14 protein-coding genes and 2 tRNA genes are annotated in these 25,743 nt (G+C 60.5%); 10 read left to right on the forward strand and 6 right to left on the reverse strand.

From position 1 onward, the window contains the following. The 4 genes from BTW08_RS19040 to BTW08_RS15450 form a co-directional block, all read left to right on the forward strand. The coding region (locus BTW08_RS19040) for an Ig-like domain-containing protein (RefSeq protein WP_210403263.1) at positions 1–8,151 on the forward strand (8,151 nt) is incomplete at its 5' end. Between the two features lie 158 nt (positions 8,152–8,309). Further along, positions 8,310–9,731, forward strand: a complete 1,422-nt coding sequence (locus BTW08_RS15440) for a TolC family protein (RefSeq protein WP_083627920.1) — start codon at positions 8,310–8,312, stop codon at positions 9,729–9,731. Beyond that, positions 9,728–11,998: a type I secretion system permease/ATPase gene (locus BTW08_RS15445; RefSeq protein ID WP_083627921.1), complete on the forward strand. Its 2,271-nt coding sequence runs from the start codon at positions 9,728–9,730 to the stop codon at positions 11,996–11,998. Before BTW08_RS15440 ends, BTW08_RS15445 begins: the two co-directional genes overlap by 4 nt. Next, positions 11,999–13,186 (forward strand): HlyD family type I secretion periplasmic adaptor subunit, encoded by a 1,188-nt coding sequence (locus tag BTW08_RS15450; protein WP_075563423.1) that lies wholly within the window; start codon positions 11,999–12,001, stop codon positions 13,184–13,186. Between the two features lie 37 nt (positions 13,187–13,223). On the opposite strand, the gene BTW08_RS15455 is transcribed toward BTW08_RS15450, so the two are convergent. Further along, positions 13,224–13,850, reverse strand: a complete 627-nt coding sequence (locus tag BTW08_RS15455; protein ID WP_246837769.1) for a hypothetical protein — start codon at positions 13,848–13,850, stop codon at positions 13,224–13,226. 228 nt (positions 13,851–14,078) lie between these two features. Here BTW08_RS15455 and greB point away from each other — a divergent pair, with 228 nt between their 5' ends. Beyond that, positions 14,079–14,618 carry a transcription elongation factor GreB gene (gene greB, locus BTW08_RS15460; RefSeq protein ID WP_075563425.1) on the forward strand — a complete coding sequence of 180 codons (540 nt, stop codon included), beginning with the start codon at positions 14,079–14,081 and terminating at the stop codon, positions 14,616–14,618. A gap of 111 nt (positions 14,619–14,729) precedes the next feature. Beyond that, on the forward strand, positions 14,730–15,359 hold the full coding sequence (locus BTW08_RS15465) for an EAL domain-containing protein (protein ID WP_075563426.1): 630 nt from the start codon (positions 14,730–14,732) through the stop codon (positions 15,357–15,359). Positions 15,360–15,428: 69 nt separating this feature from the next. On the opposite strand, the gene BTW08_RS15470 is transcribed toward BTW08_RS15465, so the two are convergent. Then, positions 15,429–16,439, reverse strand: coding sequence for a methyltransferase (locus tag BTW08_RS15470; RefSeq protein WP_075563427.1), 1,011 nt, complete (start codon positions 16,437–16,439; stop codon positions 15,429–15,431). Beyond that, positions 16,439–17,287, reverse strand: coding sequence for a methyltransferase domain-containing protein (locus BTW08_RS15475; protein WP_083627925.1), 849 nt, complete (start codon positions 17,285–17,287; stop codon positions 16,439–16,441). The genes BTW08_RS15470 and BTW08_RS15475 overlap by 1 nt, the downstream gene beginning before the upstream one ends. Before the next feature lie 176 nt (positions 17,288–17,463). On the opposite strand from BTW08_RS15475, the gene BTW08_RS15480 reads away from it, so the two are divergent. From BTW08_RS15480 to BTW08_RS15495, 3 genes are all read left to right on the forward strand, one after another. Next, a tRNA-Arg gene (locus BTW08_RS15480) sits at positions 17,464–17,540 on the forward strand. Between the two features lie 1,416 nt (positions 17,541–18,956). Next, entirely contained in the window at positions 18,957–19,970 is a 1,014-nt protein-coding gene (locus tag BTW08_RS15490; RefSeq protein WP_075563429.1) for an SIR2 family protein, read from the forward strand. A gap of 9 nt (positions 19,971–19,979) precedes the next feature. Further along, a complete protein-coding gene (locus BTW08_RS15495) occupies positions 19,980–21,710 on the forward strand; it encodes an ATP-binding protein (protein WP_075563430.1) in 1,731 nt (576 codons plus the stop codon). Between the two features lie 348 nt (positions 21,711–22,058). Here BTW08_RS15495 and BTW08_RS15500 read toward each other — a convergent pair whose 3' ends face one another. From BTW08_RS15500 to BTW08_RS15510, 3 genes are all read right to left on the reverse strand, one after another. After that, positions 22,059–22,805, reverse strand: a complete 747-nt coding sequence (locus BTW08_RS15500) for a Crp/Fnr family transcriptional regulator (RefSeq protein ID WP_075563431.1) — start codon at positions 22,803–22,805, stop codon at positions 22,059–22,061. Positions 22,806–23,441: 636 nt separating this feature from the next. Further along, positions 23,442–24,080, reverse strand: a complete 639-nt coding sequence (locus BTW08_RS15505) for a hypothetical protein (protein WP_083627922.1) — start codon at positions 24,078–24,080, stop codon at positions 23,442–23,444. A 339-nt stretch (positions 24,081–24,419) separates the two neighbouring features. Beyond that, positions 24,420–24,506 (reverse strand) — tRNA-Leu (locus BTW08_RS15510). A gap of 134 nt (positions 24,507–24,640) precedes the next feature. Between BTW08_RS15510 and queA the strand changes: the two genes are divergently transcribed. Next, positions 24,641–25,678: a tRNA preQ1(34) S-adenosylmethionine ribosyltransferase-isomerase QueA gene (gene queA, locus BTW08_RS15515; protein ID WP_075563432.1), complete on the forward strand. Its 1,038-nt coding sequence runs from the start codon at positions 24,641–24,643 to the stop codon at positions 25,676–25,678. Positions 25,679–25,743 lie beyond the last annotated feature (65 nt).

Raw genomic sequence — 25,743 nt, forward strand, 5'->3', positions numbered from 1 at the left:
GTGACCGTCTACGCCGACGGTCGAAACCTGGGCACTACCACGGCCGATGGCAACGGCGACTGGCAGTTCGCCACCAATGAGGCGGATCAGCTGTTTGGCGGTGAAACCGTCTTCACTGCCACCGCGACTGATATCGCAGGCAACGTTTCTGCCACCAGCCCGACGTTTACGCTGACGTTCGACACGACGGCCCCTGCGGCCCCGATGATCGAACCGACCAATGGAGACGAGATCACCGGTACCGCCGAGCCCGGCAGCACGGTCACGTTGACCGACGCAGATGGCACCCCGATCGGCAGCGTCGATGCCGATCCTGACGACGGTAGCTGGTCGTTCACGCCAGACGAACCGCTACCCGACGGGACCGAAGTCAACGCCACCGCAACCGATGCCAGCGGTAACGTCAGCCCTGAAGCCACGGCAACGGTCGACGCAACCGCGCCCAATGCCGATGGCAACGACATTCATATCGACGACGGCGGCGACGGCTTCCTGAACATAGACGAGGCCGGCAATGTCACCTTGACCGGGCGCATCGAGAGCGGCGCCTCCGTCACCGGGTTGACGATCAGCGATAGCGACGGTGTCATTTCCTATGTCACCGATTTCAATGTCGATGCCGACGGCAACTTGACTGCCAGCGGCGTGGATCTGTCGGATCTCGTCGACGGCGAACTGACTGCCACCCTCTCCGTGACCGATGGCTCCGGCAATACCGGCACGGTCACCGATACCACGACGCTCGATACGGCTGCACCCGATGCCCCGACCGCAACGCTGGCCAACGACTCGGGAACTGAGGATGACGGCATCACCAACGATGCCACGGTCAACGTCGGCGGCCTCGAGGACGGCGCAACCTGGGAATATTCCACCGATGGCGGCAATAGCTGGACAACCGGCATGGGTGCCAGCTTCGAGCTGCCGGAAGGCGACTATGCCGCTGACGCCGTGCAGGTTCGTCAGACCGACGCCGCGGGCAACACCGGCGGCAGCGGCGACCTCGGCGCGGTGACGGTCGACCTGACCGATCCTGTCGCGCCAAATATCTTCAGCGCCACAGATGATGTCGGCCCGACCGGTACGCTCGACGACGGCGACACCACCAACGATGCCACACCGACGCTGACCGGTAGCGCCGAAGCTAACACCACGGTGGCAATCCTCGCCAATGGCACGCAAATCGGCACTGCCGATGCCGACGATGACGGCAACTGGTCATTCGCTATCGACGACGCCGATGCTCTGCCCGATGGCAATGTGGACTTTACCGCCACAGCCACCGATACCGCGGGCAACGTATCGCCGGCCAGCTCCACCTTCACGCTGACGGTGGATACCACCGACCCCGCTGCTCCGATACCCACACTGGCCAACGACACTGGCGATAATGCGGCAGACGGCATCACCAGCGACGCCACGGTCAATGTCGCCGGACTAGAGCCGGGATCGACCTGGGAGTACTCCACCGACGGCGGCACCATTTGGAACACGGGAACCGGTAGCCGCTTCGAGCTGGACGCGGCGACTTACGCAGACGGCGATATCCAGGTGCGCCAGACCGATGTCGCCGGCAATACCAGTGATATCGGTAGCCTGGGACCGATTACCGTCGACCAGACCGACCCGGCGGCACCGACCATCGTCAGCGCGACGGATGATATCGACCCGGCTACCGACGATCTGGTCAACGGAGATGCCACCAACGATGCGACCCCGACACTGACCGGTACCGCCGAAGCCAATACCACGGTGACCATTTTCCAGAACGGTACGGAGCTCACCAGCGTTACCGCCGGTGCCGATGGCAATTGGGCGTTCACCCCCGCCACGCTCGATGAAGGCGATTACACTTTCACTGCCCGGACGGCTGACGTAGCTGGCAATGTTTCACCGGTCAGCAACGAATTCACCCTGACCGTGGATACTCAGGCGCCCGACGCACCAACGCTGGACGCCACCGACGGCTCGCCGATCACGGGCACCGCCGAGGCCGGTGCCACGATCACATTGACCGTTGACGATACCGTGATCGGGACGGCGACTGCCGGCGCCCAAGGCAACTGGTCGTTCTCTCCGGATGCGCCGTTGGCAGACGCTACCGTGGTCAGCGCCACGGCAACCGATGCCGCCGGCAATACCGGACCGGCCGCCAGCATTTCCGTTGACGCAGATCTCAATGACGTCACCCCGCCCGCCCCACCGACCATCGAATTCGCGGTCGACGATGTCGATCCGCAAACCGACGATCTCGCCGACGGCGACAGTACCAACGACCCGCTCCCCGTTCTCCAAGGCACGTCGGAAGCCGGCAGCACGGTCGCTATTTCACTCAATGGCGCCGAGCTTGTTTCGGTCACTGCCGATGATCAGGGCAACTGGTCTTACGCCCTGGTCGATGCGCTGCCGGAAGGCGACGCCGTCTTCACGGCTACCGCCACCGATGGCAACGGCAATACATCCGGAGCGAGCGATTCGTTCACGCTGACGGTCGATACCGACATACCGGACGCACCCACCATCGACAGCGCCACCGACGATGTCGAGCCGACCGGGGCGCTCATCGACGGTGACAGCACCAACGACGCCACGCCGACACTGACCGGCAGCGCCGAGGCCAATGCCACGGTCATGGTTTCGGCCAACGGCACTCAGATCGGTATCGCCCTTGCTGATGGCGACGGCAACTGGTCGTTCACGCCGGATGACATGGACGCCCTCACCGACGGTGAAACGATTTTTACCGCCACGGCACAGGACGAAGCCGGCAACGCCTCAGGCACCAGCAACGCGTTCTCGTTGAGCATCGATACCGGGATCCCTGACGCCCCGACGGCAGCGCTTGCCAGCGACACCGGCATCAACGGTGACGGCATCACTAGTGATACCACCGTCAACGTCACTGACATCGAAGACGGCGCCGTCTGGGAATATTCGACCGACGGTGGCGACAGCTGGACGCCCGGCACGGGTACCAGCTTCGAACTGCCCGAAGGCGACTACGCCGCTGGCGACGTGCAGGTGCGCCAGACCGATGCTGCCGGCAACACCAGCGAAGTGGGTAACCTCGACCCGGTCACCATCGATGTCACCGATCCGGTGGCGCCGACGATCGCCAGCGCCACCGATGACGTCGACCCGACCGGTACGCTCGGCGATGGCGACAGCACCAACGACGCCACGCCGACGCTGACCGGCACCGCCGAAGCCAACGCCACGGTGGCAATCCTCGCCGATGGCACCCAGATCGGCACGGCCGAGGCTGATGACAACGGCGACTGGACGTTCACGCCGGACGCCCTGCCCGAAGGCGATGTCATCTTCACCGCCACGGCGACCGATGCCGCCGGCAACGTCTCCCCCGCCAGCCCCAGCTTCACGCTGAGCGTGGATACCCTCGATCCGATGGCACCGACAATCGATCCGACCAACGGTGACATCATCACCGGCACCGCCGAACCCGGCAGCACGGTCACGTTGACCGATGATGCCGGTAACGCGATCGGTGACCCTGCCTTGGTCGATGGCGACGGCAACTGGAGCGTGACCCTCGACGACCCGCTCGCCGACGGCGACACGATCAATGCCACAGCCACGGACGCGGCGGGCAATACCAGTGACCCCGCCACGGCAATCGTGGATACCGCTGCACCCAACGCCGGTGACAACGACATCGAGATCAATGATGGCGGCGACGGCTTCCTCAATGCCGACGAGGCCGGCAATGTCACCTTGAACGGGACTATCGAGAGCGGCGCTTCAGTGAGCTCACTGATCGTCAGCGATGCCGGGGGCAATACCGTCACCGTCGATACGGCGGATATCACCGTCGATGCCGACGGTAACCTGACGACCAACGGCGTGGATCTATCCGCTCTCACCGACGGCGAACTGACCGCGACGCTGTCGGTCACCGATGCCGCCGGCAATACCGGCACGGTTACCGACACAAGCACGCTGGACAGCGTAGCCCCGGAGGCTCCGGTGCCCACGCTGGCAGTGGATACCGCCACCGACGGTGACGGCATCACCCGTGACCCGATGGTCAATGTCGATGGCCTCGAAGATGGCGCGACCTGGGAATATTCGACCGACGGTGGTGACAGCTGGACGACCGGTACGGGTAACAGCTTCGAACTGCCGGAAGGCGACTATGCCGCTGGCGACGTGCAATTGCGCCAGACCGATGCTGCCGGCAACACCAGCGAGGTGGGTAGCCTCGGCGCGGTCACCATCGATGTCACCGAGCCCGCAGCACCGACCATCGTCAGCGCCACCGATGACGTCGATCCGACCGGCACGCTAGACGATGGCGACAGCACCAACGACGCCACGCCGACGCTGACCGGCACCGCCGAAGGCAACGCCACGGTGGCGATCCTCGCCGACGGCACCCAAATCGGCACGGCCGAGGCCGACGATGATGGCAACTGGACGTTCACACCGGACGCTTTGCCCGAAGGCGATATCGTCTTTACCGCCACGGCGACCGATGCCGCCGGCAACGCCTCCCCCGCCAGCCCCAGCTTCACGCTAAGCGTGGATACCGTCGATCCGATGGCGCCGACGATCGACCCGACCAACGGTGACATCATCACCGGCACCGCCGAACCCGGCAGCACGGTCACGTTGACCGACGGTGCGGGCAACCCGATTGGCGATCCGGCCGCGGTCGATGGCGACGGCAACTGGAGCGTGACCCTCGAGGACCCGCTCGCCGATGGCGATACCCTCAATGCCACGGCCACGGATGCCGCAGGCAACACCAGCGACCCGGCATCAGCGACCGTCGATGGCGTTTCGCCGGCTAACGACGACGGCCTGAACAGCATCGAGTTCAACGACGGCGGCGACGGGGCGCTGGTGCCGGATGAAGCCGACAGCGTCACCCTGAGCGGCAGCATCGAAAGCAATGCGACCGTGAGCTCGCTGATCATCAGTGACGCCAGCGGCAATACCGTTACTGTTGATCTAGCGGATATCACCGTCGATGCCGATGGCAACGTGAGCGTCGCCGCCCAGGACCTGAGCACGCTGGACGACGGTGTTCTGACCGCCACCCTCGGGCTGACCGATGCTGCCGGCAACGACGGTGAAATCACCGACACCACCACGCTCGATACCCTGGCCCCAACGATCGACGACGCTGCCGCAAACGCCAGCGAGGCGAATCTCGGCACTGCGGTCTCCGGCACCATGGCGATCGATGACAGCGGTACGGGGGTAGAGGCGATCAGCATCAGCGGCCCGGATGGCGTGACCGCCGACGGTGAGTCCGTAGTCTGGAGCGGCAGCTTCAGTAACGACACCTACACCCTGACCGGCACGGCGAATGGCACGACCGTGGCAACGCTGAGCGTCAGCACCACCGGCGCCTACACATTCACGCAGTCGCAAGCGCTGGATCACCCGCTGGCCGGCGCCGACATTCTGGCGCTGGGCTTCGATGTCACCGCCAGCGACCGGTTGGGTAACGAGACCATCGGCGAGCTGACCGTCAATCTGACCGATGATCTCCCTGTCGCGGCTCAGCCGGCACTATTCGAGATCGATACCGACTCGGCGACGGCTTCCGGCAGCTTCGTCGACAGCTACGGTGCCGATGGGGGCTACGTCTCCGAACTCACCATCGATGGCTATACGTTCAACTACGACCCTGAGACGGACAGCGTCTCCGCGACCGGTAGCTCCGAGCTGGTCGTGCCGTTCCAGCCGGGAGACTACGACAACGCCTCGGGCGAACTGACGATCCAGACCGTCAAGGGCGAGACGCTGACCGTCGACATGCAGGATGGCAGCTACGACTACGACGCGTCCGGCGCGAACCTGCTCGATCCGGAGCCGGAAGCCGACCCAGTCGTGGCGCTGGGTGACAACGATAGTCTGCTGGGCCTGATTGGCGCAGAGGCGCTGGGTCTGGTCGACTTTAGCGATGAGCAGGCGTTCGCGGCTACCGATGCCAATAACGACATTCGCTCGGTCACGGTGTCTCTGACAGCGATCAATATCAGCCTCGGCGCCGGTTTCCGCGCCTCACAGGCGCTGGCCAATGACCTTGGCTTGACCTACACAGTCGATAACCTCGGCGTTTTGGATTTCAACGCTTCGATCACTGTGAGCGCGGCCGACGGTGGCACCATCGATAATCAGGCGCTGAACGAGTTTCTGGGCTCGGTCTACTTCAGCAGTTCCGTACTGAACCTGGGACTCGCCTCGACGATATCCATCTCCGCCACCGATGCCGAGAACAACACGACGAGCACCTCCAGCAGCGACCTTCTCAGCCTTGGGTTGCTGCAGAGCAACGTCCCCGACTATCTGGTTCAGGGGAATAGCTCGGCCAATACTTTGGCCGGCACTGCCGACAACGATCGTTTGTACGGCTACGGGGGTAACGACACGCTCAACGGCGGCGAGGGCAACGACCTGCTTCGTGGTGGCGCCGGGGCCGATACGCTCAGTGGTGGCAGCGGCAACGACATCCTGATCGGTGGCGCCGGCAACGACACGCTGACCGGCGGGACGGGCAATGACGTATTCCGCTGGGAGGAAGGCAATCAGGGCAGCGTTGGCACCCCCGCCAACGACACCATCACCGACTTCAATAGCGCCAGAGTCTCCGGGGGTGGGGATCTCCTCGATCTTGGCAACCTGTTGCAGGGCGAAGGCAAGATCGGCAAGAACGCCGGCAACCTGACCAACTATCTGCACTTCGCATTGGTCGGTACCGCTACGCTGGTCTACATCAGCACAGCGGGCGCGTTCCAGGGTATTACCGATGCCTCGGCCAAGGAGGCCTCGGCAGACCAGATCATCACGCTCCAAGGCGTCGATCTGACCGGGGGTGGCGCGAGCGATCTGGCTATCATCGAAATCCTGTTGGCCAATGGCAACCTGATCGTCGATGACGCCTCGGCCGACACCGATCTCTCCGGCAGCGTCTCCACTAGCGTCGACGCCGTCATCTCGGACAACGATGGCGATACTGCCGGTACCAGTGTCGATTTCGACAGTACCGGCCAGCAGGCACCGACGCCGGATCCCGACAACGTCGCCCCTGTGGTTCAGGCCAACGCCTCCTCGCTGCTAGGTATCGCCGGCGCGGATCTGCTGGGTCTGATCGATATCGGTGGCAATCAGGATCTGTTCGCCGCAGACGCCAACGGCAACCTGCAATCGGTGACGGTCGCCTATCAGCCTCTGCTTAGCGTGAACCTTACCGCGCTTCAATTCACTGCCTCGCAACAAATGGCCGACGAACTGGGGCTGAGCCTGGCCTTCGATAACGATCCCGGCCTGCTTGGGCTGGTGGCGCCCTCCGCGAGTGTCACCATTACGGCCGCTGACGGCGGCACCATCGACAATCTGGCGATCAACGAACTGCTGGGGACGGTGGCGTTCGACGATGCGGACGGATTACTCGGGCTCGGTGCCGACCTTCAGCTCTCGCTGCTCAATTCAACGAGCATTACCGCCACCGATAGCGACGGCCGGACCGCCTCGGACTCGCTCGGCGAGCTGGCCAACCTCGATGCGTTAAGCACCTTGCTGGGTAACAACGACAACATCATCGAGGGCACCAGCGGCAACGAGACGCTTACCGGCGACACCGGCAGCCAGCGCCTCTACGGTTATGAAGGCAACGATACGCTGAACGGTGGCGACGGCAGCGATCTGCTACGTGGCGGTGCAGGCGACGACACCTTGAACGGCGGTGCCGGCAATGACCTGCTGATCGACGGCAACGGCGCCGACACGTTCGACGGTGGCGCCGGTAACGACCTGCTGGTGACCAGCGGCACCGACTTCGACTCGATCGACGGCGGTGATGGCTTCGACACTCTATTGCTCGACGGTGGCATCGATCTGGACATGGTCAATGGCGACGTTGGGGCTATCGGCAATGTCGAACGGCTCGACCTGGGCCGCGGTGATGACGCCAGCACGGTGACGTTGAGCGCGGAAGACGTCGATGCCATGACCGACGACGACAACGTGCTGCAGATCACCGGCGACCAACAGGACACGCTCAATATTCAAGGGGCGACATCCGACGGCACTGTCACGCTGGGAGGCACTGCCTACGACCAATACACCTTTGGGGATACCGCCATTCAAGTCGAGCAGGACACCGTTCAGGTAGAGACCTGATCGGCACGGCCATGAGCCCGAGGCATCGGACTCATGGCCGTTTCCATTTCCCTCACTCACCAGGGCGGGCGCCTCAGGTCCCCTCCGAGGATACGCAGACATAAGGAAACACGGTCATCGACGACTCACTCCAACACGCAGAAAGGTGGTCTCTACGCATGCTGGCAATCGTCGTCTGTCTGGCGCCTGCCATCGCCCACGGTCAGGAGCGCCATTGGTGGGACGCCGTGGATCACGGGGCTGGCCCCAAGGTCAGAACGGATCTGCCCGCGATTCGATGGACCGCGTCGCCAGCGGCCGACTCCAAGAGGAGATTCAGCGAGACCGGCGTTCAGCCATCGGCTGCTGATCGGGTAACGACCGCTGGTCGGTCAACCGTTCGAAACGCACCGCTCCCGCTCGAGCAAGCCATCCGCCGCGGGTTGGCGATCAACCCGGCGGTGCGCGCCGCCATCGCGGACGCCAATGCCGCCGGCACCGAAGTCGATATCGCCGAGTGGGGCTATTTCCCCACCGTCGATCTCTCCGCCGGCCCGGAAGAATTTCCGTTCAGCGAGTTCGGTTACGACGCCTCGGCCCGCCAAATGCTCTACGACTGGGGCCGTGTCGACAGCCAGGTCGCCAGCGCGGACGCAGCCGAACGAGAAGCGCGCCGGGCGGTAGGCGTCGCCGAGGAGGAAGCCGCACTCGACATCGTCGAGGTCTATCTGGATGTGCTCGCCGCGAAGCAGCGCCTCGAGGTAACAGAGAATTACGTCGACGACCTCGAGAATCTGCGGGATCTGACCGTGGATCGCGGCAGCAACGGCTATACCGACAGCAGCGAACAGGGCCGCGTGGCCCTGGACCTGGCCCAGTCCCGCGATGAGCTGGCCACAGAACGTGGCGCGCTCAATGACGCTCGTCAGCAGTTTCGCGTCCTGGTGGGTGTCTCACCCGGCGAACTGGAAGCGCCGATGCCCAGCGAGCTCACCGCGCGTCTGGAGAAAACCGCAGCGCTGGACGACTGGATCGTCGCCGCGCCGGCCTATCGTCAGGCGTTAGCCAGCGCCGCTCAGGCCCAGGCGGAACTGGACGAGACCCAGGCGGCACTCAAGCCGCAGCTCAATCTCGAAGGTTCGCTGGAGCGTCGCCAGATCGGCGGCGAGCTGCAGAACGACTCGGTCATCGGCCTGCGCCTGCGCATGGATACGCTCCAGGGACTGGCCAACTTCCAGCGCCCCGATGCTGCCCGCCAGCGACTCGAGGCCGCCCGCTATCGCATCGACGACCAGCAGCGCGAAATTCGCCGCAGCGTGCTGACCCTGATCGAAAACGCCGAAGTCTATCGGCAACGTCAGCAGGCGCTGACGGATCAGGTCAAGCAAGCGCGATCCGTCGGCGATCTCTACGACGATCAGTTCTCGGTGGGACTACGTGACGTCAACGATCTGTTGACGATCCGCCAGGAAGCGTTCTCGGCCCGTCGTCAGTTGATCGACCTCGAAAGCCAGCAAAAGCGCATCCAGTATCGCGCAGCCTCACAACTTGGACTGATCAACCCGCTGATCACCGGTCGCCTGGGAGATGACGCTCCATGAGCCTATCCGCCTCCGAACGCAACGAGAACCGTCATCCAGATTCGGCCGAGGGCTACACCAACAGCCACGCCGACAGCCACGCTGATCACTGTGCCGACAGCTACGCCAATCACCATGCTGCTAACTACGCCGATCCGCTCCGTGAGGGCATGGCCCTGCTTTGCCGACGTCTCGATCGACCCGCCTCGGTTGCCGAACTGGGTGACGGTCTGCCGTTATCACAGGGGCGATTGCCCCTGAGCGAAGCCGCCCGGTCCTTACGCCGAGCCGGGGTCAGCGCTCGCGTGGCCGGCCGACCACTGGCCAGCCTCTCCTCGCGGTTGCTGCCGGCGCTGCTGATTCTCGAGGACGGCGACACGGCCCTGCTGGAATCGCTGGACGCCGACGAGGCCACCGTCGTGCTGCCGGAGACCGGCGGCGGCCAGGAAGTGATGACCCGCGAGGCGTTGGAAGCGATCTACAGCGGTACCGCGATCTTCGCTCGTCCGATAGCCCGGAGTGACGATCGGGCCGGCAACTTTGCCAAAGCTGAGCCAAAACATTGGCTGAAGGCGCCACTGAAGGCGTGCTGGCCCGCCTATGCTGAAGTCGGCGTTGCCGCCCTGGCCGCCAACCTGCTGGCGATCTCCACCGCGCTGTTCGCGATGCAGGTCTACGACCGCGTCGTCCCCAACGCCGCCTTCGATACGCTGTGGGTGCTGGCCAGCGGCGTTGCGCTGGCGGTATTGCTGGAGTTCGTGCTCAAGGGCCTGCGTGCCCATCTGCTCGAGGTGATCGGCAAGCGACTGGATCTCGAACTCTCGTCCAAGCTGTTCGAACAAGCGATTCGCCTGCGTCTGGCGGCAAAGCCGCCTTCGACCGGTGCCTTTACCAGTCAGGTGCGCGAGTTCGAGGCGGTGCGTGAATTTTTCACTTCCGCGACCGCCGGCGCCATCAGTGACCTGCCCTTCGTTGCCATCTTCGTCTTGATCATCGCCTGGATCGGCGGGCCGGTGGCCTGGGTACCGGTGGCCGCTATCGCCGGGATGATCATTCCCGGCCTGTTGCTGCAACGCTATCTGGCCAAACTGGCCCGGGAGAACCTGCGCGAAGGTGCGGTCAAGAACGGGGTGCTGCTGGAATCGCTGGATCAGCTCGAGACCGTCAAGGCGACCCGCGCCGAGGGCCGCAACCTGGCACTGTGGGAATCGCTCTCGGCCCAGCTGTCGACGGCCTCGATCCGGCTGCGCTCGGTCACCAGCATGCTGACCCACTCCGCCTCGCTGCTGCAGCAGCTGGGATACGTGGGCATCGTGATCGTCGGGGTCTACCGTATCAGCGCCGGCGACATGACGGTCGGCGCGCTGATCGCCTGCTCCATCCTCGGCTCACGAGCGATCGCCCCCATGGGACAGACCTGCGCCCTGCTCGCCCGCTGGCAGCACGTCAAGGCGGCTGTCGAAGGCCTGGACGAACTGATGCAGGCGCCCAACGAAAGCGGGGCCGGACAGAAAGTCCGTAAACCCCGGCTCCACGGCGACTATCGCCTGGAGGAAATCGAGGTCCGCCATCAGGAAGAGGGGCCGGCCGCACTGAAGATCGACGAACTGACGATCGAGGCGGGTTCGCGCGTCGCACTGCTGGGCGGTAACGGTGCCGGCAAATCGACATTGCTGCGGCTGCTCTCCGGTTTCATCGAACCCTCCGGCGGCCAGGTCATGCTGGATGACGTCAATATCGCTCAGATCGAATCCGCCGACCGGCGCCAGGCGATCGGCTATCTTCCGCAGGATATCGCGCTGTTCTACGGCACCCTGCGGGAGAACCTGACTCTGGACGGCGCGGCCTACGACGACGAGGAGATATTCCAGGCCCTGGACGGCGTCGGCCTGGGGCGTTTCGTGCGCTCGCATCCTCAAGGACTGGAAATGCCGATCGCTTCCAGCGGCAGCGTTTCCGGCGGCCAGCGTCAGGCCATCGGTCTGGCGCGGCTGGTGCTGCAGGATCCCCGCATCGTGCTGCTGGACGAACCCACCGCTGCCTTCGACCAAACCAACGAGAAGCGCGCGGTGGAATTCCTCAAGCGGTGGATGAAAGGTCGCACGCTGATCGTCTCGACCCACAAGAAGCCGTTGCTCGAACTGACCGATCGCGCCATCGTCCTGCGCGAGGGCAAGCTGGCGATGCAGGGCAGTCTCGATCAGGTGGTCAAGGGCAACCGGGTCGCCGCCACCGGCAACCAGGGCGCCAGCTCCAACCTTGGTTCCAAATCCAGGGAGGCACGCTAGATGGCCACCACACTCAGCGATCAGGAACTGCAGCGCCAACTGGGCGATCCACGCGCCAATCTGCGTCATCCCCTTGCCCGCCCGGTGGTATGGGCCGTGTTGATCTGCCTGCTCAGCTTCATCGGCTGGGCCGCCTGGGCCCATATCGCCGTGGTGACCCATGGCGAGGGCCGGGTGATACCGGTCAGCCGGATTCAGTCGATCCAGAGCCTCGAGGGCGGCATCATCGAAGACCTCAAGGTTCGTGAAGGCGATATCGTCGACAAGGACCAGTTGCTGGTCCAGCTCAGCGGCACCCGCTTTCGCAGCGCCTATCAGGAAACGCAGAATCAGGTCCAGGCACTGAGGGCGGCCATCGCCAGGCTGCAGGCCGAAGTGCTGGAGCAGGACAGCATCACATTCCCGGAGAGTGTCGATGCGCAGAGCTCGCTGGCCCAGTCCGAGCGCGAGCTGTTTCACGCGCGGCGTGAAAAGCTGCGTGAGGCCACTGAATCGCTGGACCATGAAATCCAGATGGCGCAGCGCCGCCTGAACCTGATCCAGCCGCTGGTCAAGCGCAAGGCGGTGAGCGAGATGGAGGCGCTGCAGCTGCAGCAGGACATGGCGTCGCTACGGGGTAAACGCGCCGAAATCCAGAACAGCTACGTGCAGGACGCCTATACCGAGCTGACCGACAAGAAAGGCGAACTCTCCTCGCTGGAGCAGGTGCTGGTACAGCGTCAGGACCAGTATCAGCGCACCGAGCTGCATTCGCCGGTGCATGGCCGGGTCAACGCCATCAACTACACCACCCGGGGCGGCGTGGTACCGCCGGGCGAGACGATCATGGAGGTGATCCCGTTGGAGGATCAGTTGCTGATCGAGGCCAAGATCAAGCCGAGTGATGTCGCCTTCCTGGCACCGGGCATGTTCACCAGCGTCAAGATCACGGCCTACGATTACACGATCTACGGGGATCTCGAGGGCACCGTCGATCAGATCAGTGCCGATACCATCGAAGAGGAGACGCCGCGCGGCACGGAGTCCTACTACAAGGTCTATATCCGGACCGACAGCGGCTCGTTGACCCACAACGGCGAGAATCTACCGATCATCCCCGGCATGATTGCCCAGGTCGACATCCAGACCGGCGAACGCAGCGTGCTGGACTATCTGCTCAAGCCGCTGCTCAAGGCCAACCTGTATTGATAGTCCCGGTCCGAGCGGGCACGACGCTCAGCGGCGCTCAGCGGCGCTCGGCCAACCAGTTTCGAGCTTCTTTCCGCAGCGCCTCGTCGGAAGGCCGGCCAGCCCGCGATTGGCCATCGACGGCGCGCTGGGCGTAGGTCAAGGCGTCGTCGTCCTTGCCCTGATCCTCGAGAAACTGGGCGTAGTAGAAGTTGGTATCGATACCGGCAGGCCGGATCGATACCGCGCGCTCGAGCAGTTGCCGGGCCTTGTCGTCATCACCAAAGGCGATCGGCCAGCCCGGCGCGTGCTGATAGAGCGCGCCCAGCGTCACGTAGGCCGAACCGTCTTCGCCCTGCGGGTCGATGGCGATCGCCTTCTCCAGTGCCGTGCGTGCCTGCTTGGCCAGATCCAGGGCGCCGAGGCCGCCCTTGGCCTTGGCGTACGAGGCCAGAATCACGCCCCGGGCCGTCAATATATGGGGATTCTCCGGTTCGCTCCTGGCCAGCATGTCGACTTCGCCCGCGAGATCTTCGAAAGCGCGCAGCTGGGCATCGCCCTGCATCTGGTATTCGACATTGCCCCACCGCTGCATGAGGGAAAAGAGGGAGGAGTCCGGCGCTTGCGCCATCGCGGTAGCCGCACCGAGAACGCCGCTGGACGCCACGGCCAGTATCATGAGCATTAACATCAGTCGAAAACGGCTGCACGGGGACCACTGGCATTGCTGTCGCATCGACATCTCTCCTGGGGGATCGTGCTAATAATCAATCGTGCTAGCAATCTAACGAGCGTTTGAATCCATCACTATAGGGTTTTAGTCGCAAGAGACGCGGTTTTAATCGCATGAGATGGCCGCCAGACACCGGATTACGATACGCTCCGCCTTCGATGAGCGTAACAGGATCTTCTTATGCAAGGCCGCAACATGACGCGCTGGCGCGATCCCAAGACGGATCCGCGTCAGGAGAAGAAGAGCAACCTGATCACGCCGCAGGGATGGAATCGGTTACAGGGCATTCACGACCATCTGTCACGGGTCAAACGCCCACAGCTGTCGGAGAAGGTCGGCGAAGCCGCAGCACTGGGGGATCGCAGCGAAAATGCAGACTACACCTACAACAAGAAAGAGCTGAACCGCGTCATTGCCCGGATCCGCTATCTGCGGAAGCGGCTGGACGAGCTCCAGGTCGTCGATCGCCTGCCGGTGGATACCGGCAAGATCTATTTCAGTGCCAGCGTCACGCTGGAAGACGATAATGGAGAAGAGCTGCAGGTGCGTCTGGTCGGCCACGACGAAACCAATACCGACAAGCACTGGATCAGCGTCGATGCGCCGTTGGCGCAGGCGCTCCTGGGCAAGGCGCTGGATGACGATGTCGTCGTCGCGGCCCCGGGCGGCGAGACCCATTACATCGTGACCGATATCGCCTATGTCGATTCCGAAGGCTGAAGCCGCAGACCCAGCCGAGCTAGTCCGGGAGTGCGGTTCAGACCGCCCGCCGAACCGGCGTGGAAAGACAGTTATCCGTCGCTGACATGAACGAGCCCTCGAGGACAGCCCATGCCGAATGCCATCGATCCGCCCTCTTCGTCGATACTGTTCGCTCGGCAACCGATCTTCGACACCGCCCTGGAAATCGTTGCCTACGAGCTACTCTATCGCCCGACGGATGGCGGCCCGAGGCCGATGCCATTCGATGGCAACCGGGCCACCAGCACGGTTCTGATGAATGCGTTCAGCCAGGGCGAGCTGGAGACTGTCAGCGAGGGAAAGCCGTTATTCATCAACTTCACCGCCGACATGCTGAGTATCGATCTGCCGTTCGATACCTCGCGTCTGGTAGTGGAAATTCTCGAAGATACGCCGGTCGACGACACCATCCGTGACTGCCTGCAACAGTTGCGCCAGCGAGGCTTCACTCTGGCGTTGGACGACTACGCCGAAGTGGACGTCGAGCATCCCTACCTGCCCCTCGTGGATATCGTCAAACTCGAATACCCGTATTACTGCGACGAAACGTTCAAGTACATCGTCGAGCAGCTACGCCTTCACTATCCCGAGCTCAAGATTCTGGCGGAAAAACTGGAAACGGAAGACGACCTGAACTGCTGTCAGCGCGCCGGCTGCGACCTGTTCCAGGGCTACTATCTGGCGCGACCGCAGGTCATGCACGGCGGTGCCGATTCCTGAGCGCCGAATTCTAAGCGCCAACTTCCGAGCGCCAACTTCCGAAGAACTTAGCCGGGCGTGCACGGCGAATCAACGCCGGGGTTTGATCGCACGATAGACACGAAAGCGTCGGTTGTCGGCGAGGGTCTCGAAGCTGCCGAACGTCTCCTGCAGCCAATCCGGATACGGCAGGAACGCATTGGCGACCAGAGTCAGGCTGCCGCCATCGACGAGATGCGCCGGCGCCTCGCGAATCAGTCGTTGGGTCGGCCCGTAATCGATCGAGCGCTCCTGATGAAACGGCGGGTTGCTGACGATGGCCTCGAAGGTCCCCTCCATCCGCCGATAGACATCGCTCTGGATGACCGTGCCGCTCAGCTGATTGGCGGCTAACGTGCGCCGCGTGGCCTCGACCGCGAAGGCGTTGAGATCGACCGCCGTGACCTGGCAGCCCTGCTTCGCCAGCCACGCCGACAGCACGCCATCCCCACAGCCGACATCCAGCGCCCGCAGCGGCTTACCGCGCGCCGGCAACGGCAACGGCGACTGCGCCAATGCCTTCAGCAATAGCCGCGTGCCGTCGTCGAGCTTGCCATGGCCGAAGACGCCAGGATGGCTCGCCAGCGTCAGCTCTTCTGCCGTGAACGTCTGCCACACGGCCTCCGGGTCACGGTCGGAAGCGACCGTTCGGCTCGCGAACAGCGTGCAGCGACGCGCCGTATCCAGCTTGCGGCACGTCTGCTCAAAGCCTTCCAGTATCTTCGGGACACGTTTGATGCCGCCCTGGTTCTCGCCGACGATCTGAATCGGCGTGCCCGCCGGCAGCGCCGTATTCAATGCGCTCAGCCACCATTCCCCCAGCGCGAGGCTCTTGGGCCAGAACAGCACCGCCCCCGGCACCTCGGCAGACGGTGCGGTCAGCGCCCCGTAGGCCGGGCGCCCGGCATTGCGCCAGGCCTCGCAGACATCCAGATCCGCACTCCACACGCTGCCCTCGCCGGACTCGAGCCAGCCATCGCGGGGTGGTGCGACCCATAACCAACCACGGTAGTCCGCATCCTGGCGGGCGAGCAGTTGACACGCCGGTGGCTGCGTCGACATCAGAACGTCTCCTCTGGGCCCGCGCTGTCGGCGTGCCGAATGATGTAGTGAAGGTAGCGCCCCAGGCGCCAGTGCGGATCAGTCTGGCAGTAGCGCTTCTCGAGCTCGATGATCGTCGCGAGCTGCGCGTCGCTCGGCGCACGTTCCCGCAGGTAGTCGTGAAATATCCGGATGCCGGCGACGCTCTCGATCACCAGCCCTTCTTCCCGACACCAGCGTTCGATATCGGCATGCGTCAATGGCGAGATCGGCGTCAAACGCTGGCGCTGGCCAGTGCCCGAAAGCCGGTCTTCCAGCGCCTTGTCCAGATTGCCCTTGACCACGTTGGAAAACCGCAGCGCATCCCGGTTGAACACCATCAGCGACAAACGACCGCCCGGCGCCAGCAGGGACTTCAGCGTGGCAACCGCCTGACGCGGCTGGGCCAGCCATTCGAGCACCGCGTGACACACGACCAGCGGCCATGGCCCCGGCGCCAGCTCCGGCAGCGCCTGGATCGGCGCCTGCAGTGTTCGAATGGGCAACTCGCCGAATTCGGCTCGCGCTCGGGCCAGCATCTCCGCGGAAGGCTCCGCCAGCGTGACATCATGGCCGCGCTCGGCCAGCCACATGCTCATCTGGCCGAGGCCGCCGCCGACATCCAGCGCGGCCGCACCGTCCTGCGGCAGAGACTGCGAGAGGACCTGATCGAGCACCGCCAGGCGGATCTGGCCGCGCGCCGTCGCGTAAAGGCTGTTGGCGAACTTGTCGGCCAGGCCGTCGAAGATCCGGTCCTGTCCCACCGGGATATCGTTGCCGTGCCGCGGGCTCGCGGCAGGCAGCGCGGAAGCGTCATCAGAACTACGCATGAGAATACGCATGAGAACAAGGCATGAGATAGCGACGGCTCGAATCGGAAAGGCGGCATTGTATCAACGCCAACGCGGAGCGTCCCGACGCAATGGCCCCCGCGGGTTTATCTCGACGAATCCGGCGCTTATACTGTGCGCCGCTTACCTCGCCCGATTCAGGGCGATCCCGGTCAGCCCCCATAGCTCAGCTGGATAGAGCGTCCCCCTCCTAAGGGGAAGGTCTCAGGTTCGAATCCTGATGGGGGCACCATTTCGGCGCCAGCGATCTCCCACGTCCGCCGCTATTCCACGTCTGTCACTATTCAATTCAACGCCCACTCCTATTCAACTCAACGCCAGACACTTCGCAAAATCCCGATCTCCCCGATGTTCTACTCGGAGCCGCGCGTTTCATTATCCCACTCTAAATTTGGCGCAATGCAGATAGAAGCTCGGACCATTATTCCGACTCCTATCAGGCTCATGCCAGCCGGAAGGAACGTAGGCATGCCCGACTGCGGCATTAGACCAATCGACGGACGATGAGGGGATTCCCTGTAAAGCCTGAATCGTGCTAACTGTTCCTATATGGCGACAGAAAGGACGGCCGTTGCCGCCGCTTGGACTTGGATCGTCGAGATTGACGCCGGCACCGCCGGCGCGCTGTCGACTACCCGCCCCGCCTACACGCTAAATGGGTCGGTTTTGATGCAGCGTTGCAGAGGGCTCTATCTCGCGCCAGTGCTGAGGGAGCGCCACGATTAGGGGCCCAAAAAAATAGTGCGGAATGATGCGTTTTGCAGCCTACCCGACGAAAGACAGGGGCTAGAGAATAGAGAAATGAATCAGAGTGTGGCAAGTTGGTATGAAAGGTATTCCGAATAGGGCTTGGGTAAGAAAGCTGAACGTTTCCGCCCCATAGCGGACATGTAGCTAAAGGCAGCAATCACGTTAATTGAGAGTATGCAGCATGCACAATGATCGGTGTTATGTAGCTGAGCTATGTGTAATTACTATATTTCAGTGTTGTAGAGAGTCTTCATGCTAGCAGCACAACATTCTTGAACGGCGTGTTCGTTCAAGTCCATAAACGAGCATCCTGTCTAATACGTGCTAGCGGCTAAAAATATGAATCTAAACCTGAGACCGGCCTTAAACGACGAATACGACTTTGCCTACGAGATGAAGAAAGATGCAATGGGGCCTCACATTTCCGCGAGGTGGGGATGGGACGAGGCTTTACAGCTTTCTATTCACCGGCAACGGTGGGGAGAGAAGCCTTGGTCGATCATTATGTACAGAGAACACCGCATAGGAACTCTATCCCTCTTGGATGAAGGAGACACTTTACGCTTTGGAGAGTTTTACATAGCCGCCGCATTCCGAGGTAAGGGGCTTGGAACACAGATACTTCGTCAAGTCGTAATCGGGTGTGATGAGTTGCGGCAAAATATCCGTTTAGAGTATCTAAAATGGAACCCTGTCGGTTCACTCTACAGAAAGCACGGCTTTCGAGTGTTATCCGAGAATGAAATCCACTATTTCATGCTTCGGGAGCCCGACCGCGCTAACAAGAAATTGCGACCGACCGCCTTTGGCGGAAGTTGAGTCGGGCGTTAGGCCGATTAAGCACTGTTGGCAGTTGCATAGTTAACTGAAGGATGCAGGGGCAATAATAGAGAGCGATATGCCTGATTTTAACTACCAAAAACAAGCGCAGGAATTCTATGGAAAGGCACCTGTCATCATTATGGGCAGCGGAGCCTCGGCTGCGCACGGAATGTCAGGGATGTGGGGGCTTGCAAAGCACCTCGTCGCGCACACCGACGTGTCCGGTCTGTCAGATTCTGAGCTGGAGGGCTGGGGAAAATTCTGCCAGATTTTAGGCAACGGCGTAGACCTAGAGTCCGCTCTACACCAAGTCGCAGCTTCTGAAGAGCTGACGTCTAGAGTTATTAAAGCTACTTGGATGCTAATTAACTCTGAAGACATGGAAATCTTTCAAAAAAGTCTTCAGGATAATGCAATGTTTTCATTGAGTCGCCTTCTTGAGCATATGTTCAGAAGCAGCCTCAAGAAGATAAACATTATCACTACAAACTATGATCGCCTGGCAGAGTATGCCTGTGATCAGAGACGTATCCATCATTACACTGGATTTACGCACGGCTTCTTCCGTCAACTCGCGGCTCCTACAGAAATCACCTCTGCACGCAGGGTGAATATCTGGAAGGTCCATGGATCTCTGGATTGGTTCCAGTCCCCGCTGGAGGATACTGTTGCTCTCTCAAATATCCAAGAGATACCTAAAAACTATCAGCCGCAGATCGTGACACCTGGCACCCAGAAATACCAAAAAACGCATTTGGAGCCGTTCCGCTCTATTATCAATCACGCTGATCTAGCTATCAGTGAAGCTGGTTCTTATCTTTGTATTGGTTACGGCTTTAATGATGAGCATATTCAGCCGAAGCTGATGGTGAAATGCCTCAGACAGAAGACGCCTATAACCATTATCACTTATGCGCTTTCTGACTCAGCCAAAAAGCTTATTCTTGATGGTGACGCGCAGAACTACCTAGCGATAGAACGGGGTAAAACAGACGATCAATCTATCGTTTATTCTTCTCTGGATAAGGCTCCAATTACAGTGGAAATGAACATCTGGAGCCTTGAAGGCTACCTTTCAATAATCATATAGGAAGAAGATATGGCGATTTTTAAATTTGACGATGAAGAAGCGCTTGGGAAGGTTGCGTCCGTCGATACCACAAATGTTATCGTAGAGGTGGAGAATATCGACCAGCTCAAAAGGTTGCAGGTTAACCATCTCGCTGTATTGCAAAGCAGCAGGCCCGGGCAGCACCTCATCGGTCTCATTACGCAGGTGACCCGCAAACGTGGCATCGAAGATATTATCAATGACGGTATTAACGACCACGCGCCAGAGTTAAATCTGTGCCGTATCGCTCTAATTGGCACCATGCTGGATCGTGACGGCCAAAAGGAGAACGTATTCCGTCGCACCCTCGAAAGCGTTCCGGAAATAGACGCTAACTGCTTCTCGCTCGAAGGTGAAAACCTCACAGGTTTCATGCGTACCCTTTCCAGCGTATCAGCGGATGGGAATGCCCTGACTCTCGGTAAATATACGTTGGACGAACATGCTGTTGCCTACCTAAACGGCAACAAATTTTTCCAGCGCCACGCCTTTATTGGCGGCAGTACCGGTTCTGGTAAATCCTGGACGACTGCCAAAATCATCGAGCAGATGTCGGGGCTCTCCACCGCTAACGCTATCGTCTTTGACCTTCATGGCGAATACGCTCCTTTAGCGGGCAAAGGCATTCAGCATTTCAAGGTTGCTGGTCCTGCAGACGTTGAAGCTAAACGTACCATTGATGATGATGTGATATACCTTCCGTACTGGCTACTTTCTTATGAAGCTCTCGTGTCCATGTTCGTCGACCGCAGCGACCAGAATGCCCCCAACCAGGCTATGATTATGGCGCGCGAAATCAATCAAGCGAAGCAAAAGTACTTGGAGGAGAACGGTCAGCAAGACGTATTGAAGCATTTCACCGTAGATAGCCCAGTTCCGTTTGATCTCGATGTCCTAATGGGACGGTTGAATGAAATCAACGTTGAGATGGTTCCTGGAGCGGGTGGCAGAGAGAAACAAGGTGATTTTTTTGGGAAACTCGCCCGCATGATTTCCCGTCTTGAGAACAAAGTCTCCGATAGACGCCTTGGCTTTATGTTCAACGGTGGTGGCGATCTACTAGATTTCACTTGGCTTGAAAAATTCACTACTGCAGTATTCGGGAGTACAGATGAGAATGGCAACGCCGGGATTAAGATCATCAACTTCTCGGAAGTGCCTTCGGACGTTCTCCCATTGATTGTATCTCTAGTTGCAAGGGCCACGTTCTCTATTCAACAATGGACGCCATCGCATTTACGTCATCCTATCGCATTGCTGTGTGATGAGGCGCATCTTTACATGCCACAGCGCAGCATGGCCAACTCCGCCGACGACATATCACTTGATATTTTCGAGCGCATCGCGAAGGAAGGGCGTAAATATGGCGTCAGCCTGGTGGTGATAAGTCAACGTCCGTCTGAAGTGAATAAGACGATGCTTAGCCAGTGCAGCAACTTTGTGTCCATGAGATTAACCAACGCCGAGGATCAGGGGGTTATCAAACGTCTACTTCCAGACAGTCTTGGCGGATTTAGCGATATTTTGCCGACACTCGATACTGGTGAAGCACTTGTTGTCGGCGATGCTAGTCTATTGCCAAGTCGGATCAGAATTGATGAACCCAAAAACAAGCCAAATAGTGGTACTGTTGATTTCTGGGATGAATGGCAAAAACCTGTCAGAGTTAAGCGTTTATCAATTGCTGTTGATAACTGGCGTAAGCAGAACATTCAGTAGAATGGAATTTATCAAGCCATTAAGCCTTAACAAACGCATATTGCCGGACTGGTTTTCCGATGCGCTTCAAACCAGCCGTAAATGCGGGCGTTAAATATCAAAAAAGTCTCAACGTCCGCTTCTGGCCGAATGCTGCCTTTCACAGTTCGCTCGCCGCGGATCGCGGCTTTAACGAATGTCATCAAGCCGCGATCCCCTTCCATGGAAAGCCAACTGACATGCCCGTAGAAATAAGTAGGCTCGACTGCCGTTATCAGTTTCCAACCAAATTTCGTCGAATTGGCAAATAGGTGCCGCTCGCCTTCCTTGGCGCGCCTCTTGGCGCCTGCCTATTCAGCGCCAACAGCTCTATCGAGTCGAGCGCTGCTTCTTGAGATGGAGATAGAGCGGATCAAAATCGCCCTCTTCCTGCAGTCGGTCCCAGTCCAGAATCGCCACTCTTCCTCTCGTGGCATCGATCAGCCCATCCGAACGCAGCGCCTGGAACACTCGGTTCATATGGACCGACGTGATGCCGATCGCATCCGCCAACTGCGCCTGGGTGATCGGCAGGTGGAATGCTCGGTCCTCGACCACCCCTACCGCCTGAAGACGCATCAGCAGCTCGCAGAAAAAATGAGCTACACGGGCATAGGCGTCGCGCTGTCCGATATTGAGGATCCAGTCCCGGTAGATCGAGGCATCAACCAATGTTTCACGCCAGAAGGCGGCCGTCAGGCGTGGGTGACGCTCACAAACCTGGCGTAGAACGTCATGCTGGATGTAGCCGACCTTGCTGGCGCTGACCGAAGCAATACTGATATCCAGCACCTGCAGATGCAGGCTCTGCAGATCCGGCATGTCACCGGGTACGTGCAATGCCAGGATCTGTCGTTTGCCTTCGGAGGTCAGCTTGTAAACGCAGGTAAAACCCTCGAGCAACAGGCAGCACTGAGTCGGCTGATCACCGATCCTCACGATATCCTGCTCGGGCTTGAGCGTTTCGATCTGGACCGGCAATGCCTGAAGCGCCTGTTTTTCTTCGGGGGAGAGACTGAAGATGCTCTCCAACTTCTGAACCATCAGACTAGTGGCGTAGGAGACGTCTGCTACCATGCTACTGCTCCTTGCTTGAGGCAGAAATGAAGCCTTGGACGCAGTGGTACTGCTCGATTGACTCAAATCGTGGCTTTCTTTCATATCGTTCTTCACACAATCTGTCACGCGGGGATTATGCTCCAATTCCCGCCATGTCGCGAGGGACGATGGCGCAGCGGGAGGCGCGAGGCGCAATACGCCTAAGCGGTTCAAGCCGGTCCATACGGGAAACGCGAATGCGTGCGTGAATGAGCACGGCTAGCAATGCTTGAGGCAGCGAACAACAGATAGGGGTGTACGGTAGGTCAGGTGGTAAAACAGGTCAGGGTGTAAAACAGGTGGGAAGTTGACGACTCACATCGTCATACCAGCAAAATCGGTTGGCACAGCGGAAAAGAGACCTATCGCTTGCAGGTCTCAGATACGCTGCTATTCCATGCCAATAGCACCATGGCATCCTGCCATGCGTCCTTGTGACAACCGCTTCCTTGCAGTTTCCTCTCCAGTACCTTCCTGGTACGGCGCCCACTGTGGACCTGATATCGACGAATTAAGTTGATACAGATCAACTACCTAAAAATATAATCGAACGGCGGCCTACAGGCCGCAGATTGCGGGCTTGCACTCCCGGTGCGCTCTTTCCTGCGTCCGGTATCAGGCGTCCAGCTCACGAATCCAGCGCTTGACTCGAAGGCGCCGCCACCGGGAAGCATATCGCCGGGTATCCAGGCGTGTCGGAATCAAGGCCTCGCCAGAGGGGCTCATGGTCAATTCAAAGGTTCTGGAAGCGCCAACGGGTGAATCCTCACTGCCATAAATCGCGATGACGCGCAGCTCCACCGCTTGCAACGTGCGACCGTCGGTCGTTTGAAAGTCATCCGTCGGAATGTCATGCCAGCGAAGCACCCGCTCCACGACATTCTGAAAGGTTCCAATATGGTTGTAGCTGCCCGAGGCCATCGGCCCCTGCCGCGTCGTCTCGACCAGTTGATCGGCACTGCCCTTGTCGCCGGCAGATCGTTCGAAATCGATCAGATCCTGGAAGAGCTTGCCGCGATCCGTATGCAGGATCACCACGATATGTTCGATGAAGATCGGCTCGGGGCTCATGTTGCTGATGACGCAGCGCGCCTGCAGCGAACGGCCGAACCCCCGATTGATGATGATCTTCGGTTGTCGCTGCCGCTTGAAGTTGAGATACAGCAGCTGCGCGTAAAACAGCCAAACCAACAACGTACACAGACTGGTCAGCGCGGTAATGGCGGAGCTGTGTTGAGAGATCCAGTTCATCATTGCTCTGCTCGCCGCCTTAAACTGCGCTTGGCCCCCTACCGTACCTGCCCGCCGGCATGCTTTGCCACCCACAATTGAATAGCAAGAAGTGTTGTTCGTTTCACTTCGCGAACCGCGGGCTCGACCAACGATCGGACATTCGACCGGTCACGGAAACGCTGGATAGCACAGGATGATAGGAGGAGAGCGAAGCTGGTCCGCTGCACGCTGACGCGTACTGGTATCACGATCTCGTGTACTCAGGAAACTGAGCGACATCGAGCGCGTTCTGCGACAAAGCACTGGAACGAGGAAGAACCAAGGAGAGAAATAACGAAGCTAAAATACTGATTTTGCGGATGGTGCCGGCGGTCGGACTCGAACCGACACACTGTTTCCAGCGGCGGATTTTGAATCCGCTGCGTCTACCAATTCCGCCACGCCGGCAGCGGAAACGCATTATACGGACGCCCCGCCCGGCGTCAATCATCCCACTGACTTAATCGTTCGGGTGCTTTATGATGGCGCCCTTTCGAATACAACCTGCCCATCCCGACTCGAGCCAATACGCGACCTACGCCATGCAGCGCGCCGATTTTCATTTTGACCTGCCCGACGAGCTGATCGCTCGTTACCCTTCCGAACAGCGTACCGACTGTCGCCTGCTCTGCGTCGACGGCGAGTCCCGCGCACTGGAGCACGCCCGCTTTCCCGATCTGATGGCGAAACTCGGACCCGGTGACGTGGTGGTATTCAACGACACGCGGGTGATTCCGGCGCGGCTGTTCGGCCAGAAAGCCAGCGGCGGCAAGGTCGAAATGCTGCTGGAACGGCCACTGGATAGCCACCGCGGGCTGGCGCATCTGCGTTCGAGCAAGTCGCCCAAGCCGGGCACGGAGCTGATTTTCGAAGGCGACATCCATGCCGTGGTCGAAGGCCGTCAGGATGCGCTGTTCGAATTGCGCTTCCTGGGCGAGACACCGTTGATCGCGCTGCTCGAACAGCATGGCCATATGCCGTTGCCGCCTTATATCACCCGCGAGGACGAACTGGCGGACCGTGAACGCTATCAGACCGTCTATGCCCGCCGGGAAGGCGCCGTTGCCGCCCCCACCGCCGGGCTGCATTTCGACGAGGCGATGATGGAGGCGTTGCGCGCCAAGGGTATCGAGACGGCTTTCGTCACGCTCCACGTCGGCGCCGGCACGTTTCAGCCGGTGCGTGTCGACGACATCCGCGAACACCATATGCACAGCGAGTGGCTGGAAGTCGAGGAATCGGTCTGCGAGCAGGTCAATCGCGCTCACGCCGCCGGTAACAAGGTAGTCGCCGTCGGCACCACCAGCGTTCGCTGTCTGGAAACCGCCAGCCAGAACGACAGCGGCGAGCTGACGCCCTACCGTGGCGAAACCGACATCTTCATCTACCCCGGTTATCGCTGGCGCTGCGTGGATGCGCTGGTGACCAACTTCCATCTGCCGGAATCGACCCTGCTGATGCTGGTCTCCTCGTTCGCCGGCTACGATGCCGTCATGCGCGCCTATCAGGAAGCCGTCACCAAGGAATACCGCTTCTTCAGCTATGGCGATGCGATGTATCTGACCCGTCGACCCAGCTAATCCCCGGACGCCTTGCGCACGGCTTCGGCCGCGTTGGACAGACAAACGCGTTGCGCGCGGCTTCG

Source organism: Salinicola sp. MH3R3-1 (assembly GCF_001937155.1).
In the GTDB taxonomy this organism is placed as follows: Bacteria; Pseudomonadota; Gammaproteobacteria; order Pseudomonadales; family Halomonadaceae; genus Salinicola; species Salinicola halophyticus.

Excerpts from the sequence above, each read along its gene's own strand:
- BTW08_RS15440 (WP_083627920.1), top strand. The coding sequence starts at position 8,310 with ATGCTGGCAATCGTCGTCTGTCTGGCGCCTGCCATCGCCCACGGTCAG.
- BTW08_RS15445 (WP_083627921.1), top strand. The coding sequence starts at position 9,728 with ATGAGCCTATCCGCCTCCGAACGCAACGAGAACCGTCATCCAGATTCG.
- BTW08_RS15450 (WP_075563423.1), top strand. The coding sequence starts at position 11,999 with ATGGCCACCACACTCAGCGATCAGGAACTGCAGCGCCAACTGGGCGAT.
- BTW08_RS15455 (WP_246837769.1), bottom strand. The coding sequence starts at position 13,850 with ATGCTCATGATACTGGCCGTGGCGTCCAGCGGCGTTCTCGGTGCGGCT.
- greB (WP_075563425.1), top strand. The coding sequence starts at position 14,079 with ATGCAAGGCCGCAACATGACGCGCTGGCGCGATCCCAAGACGGATCCG.
- BTW08_RS15465 (WP_075563426.1), top strand. The coding sequence starts at position 14,730 with ATGCCGAATGCCATCGATCCGCCCTCTTCGTCGATACTGTTCGCTCGG.
- BTW08_RS15470 (WP_075563427.1), bottom strand. The coding sequence starts at position 16,439 with ATGTCGACGCAGCCACCGGCGTGTCAACTGCTCGCCCGCCAGGATGCG.
- BTW08_RS15475 (WP_083627925.1), bottom strand. The coding sequence starts at position 17,287 with ATGCGTAGTTCTGATGACGCTTCCGCGCTGCCTGCCGCGAGCCCGCGG.
- BTW08_RS15490 (WP_075563429.1), top strand. The coding sequence starts at position 18,957 with ATGCCTGATTTTAACTACCAAAAACAAGCGCAGGAATTCTATGGAAAG.
- BTW08_RS15495 (WP_075563430.1), top strand. The coding sequence starts at position 19,980 with ATGGCGATTTTTAAATTTGACGATGAAGAAGCGCTTGGGAAGGTTGCG.
- BTW08_RS15500 (WP_075563431.1), bottom strand. The coding sequence starts at position 22,805 with ATGGTAGCAGACGTCTCCTACGCCACTAGTCTGATGGTTCAGAAGTTG.
- BTW08_RS15505 (WP_083627922.1), bottom strand. The coding sequence starts at position 24,080 with ATGATGAACTGGATCTCTCAACACAGCTCCGCCATTACCGCGCTGACC.
- queA (WP_075563432.1), top strand. The coding sequence starts at position 24,641 with ATGCAGCGCGCCGATTTTCATTTTGACCTGCCCGACGAGCTGATCGCT.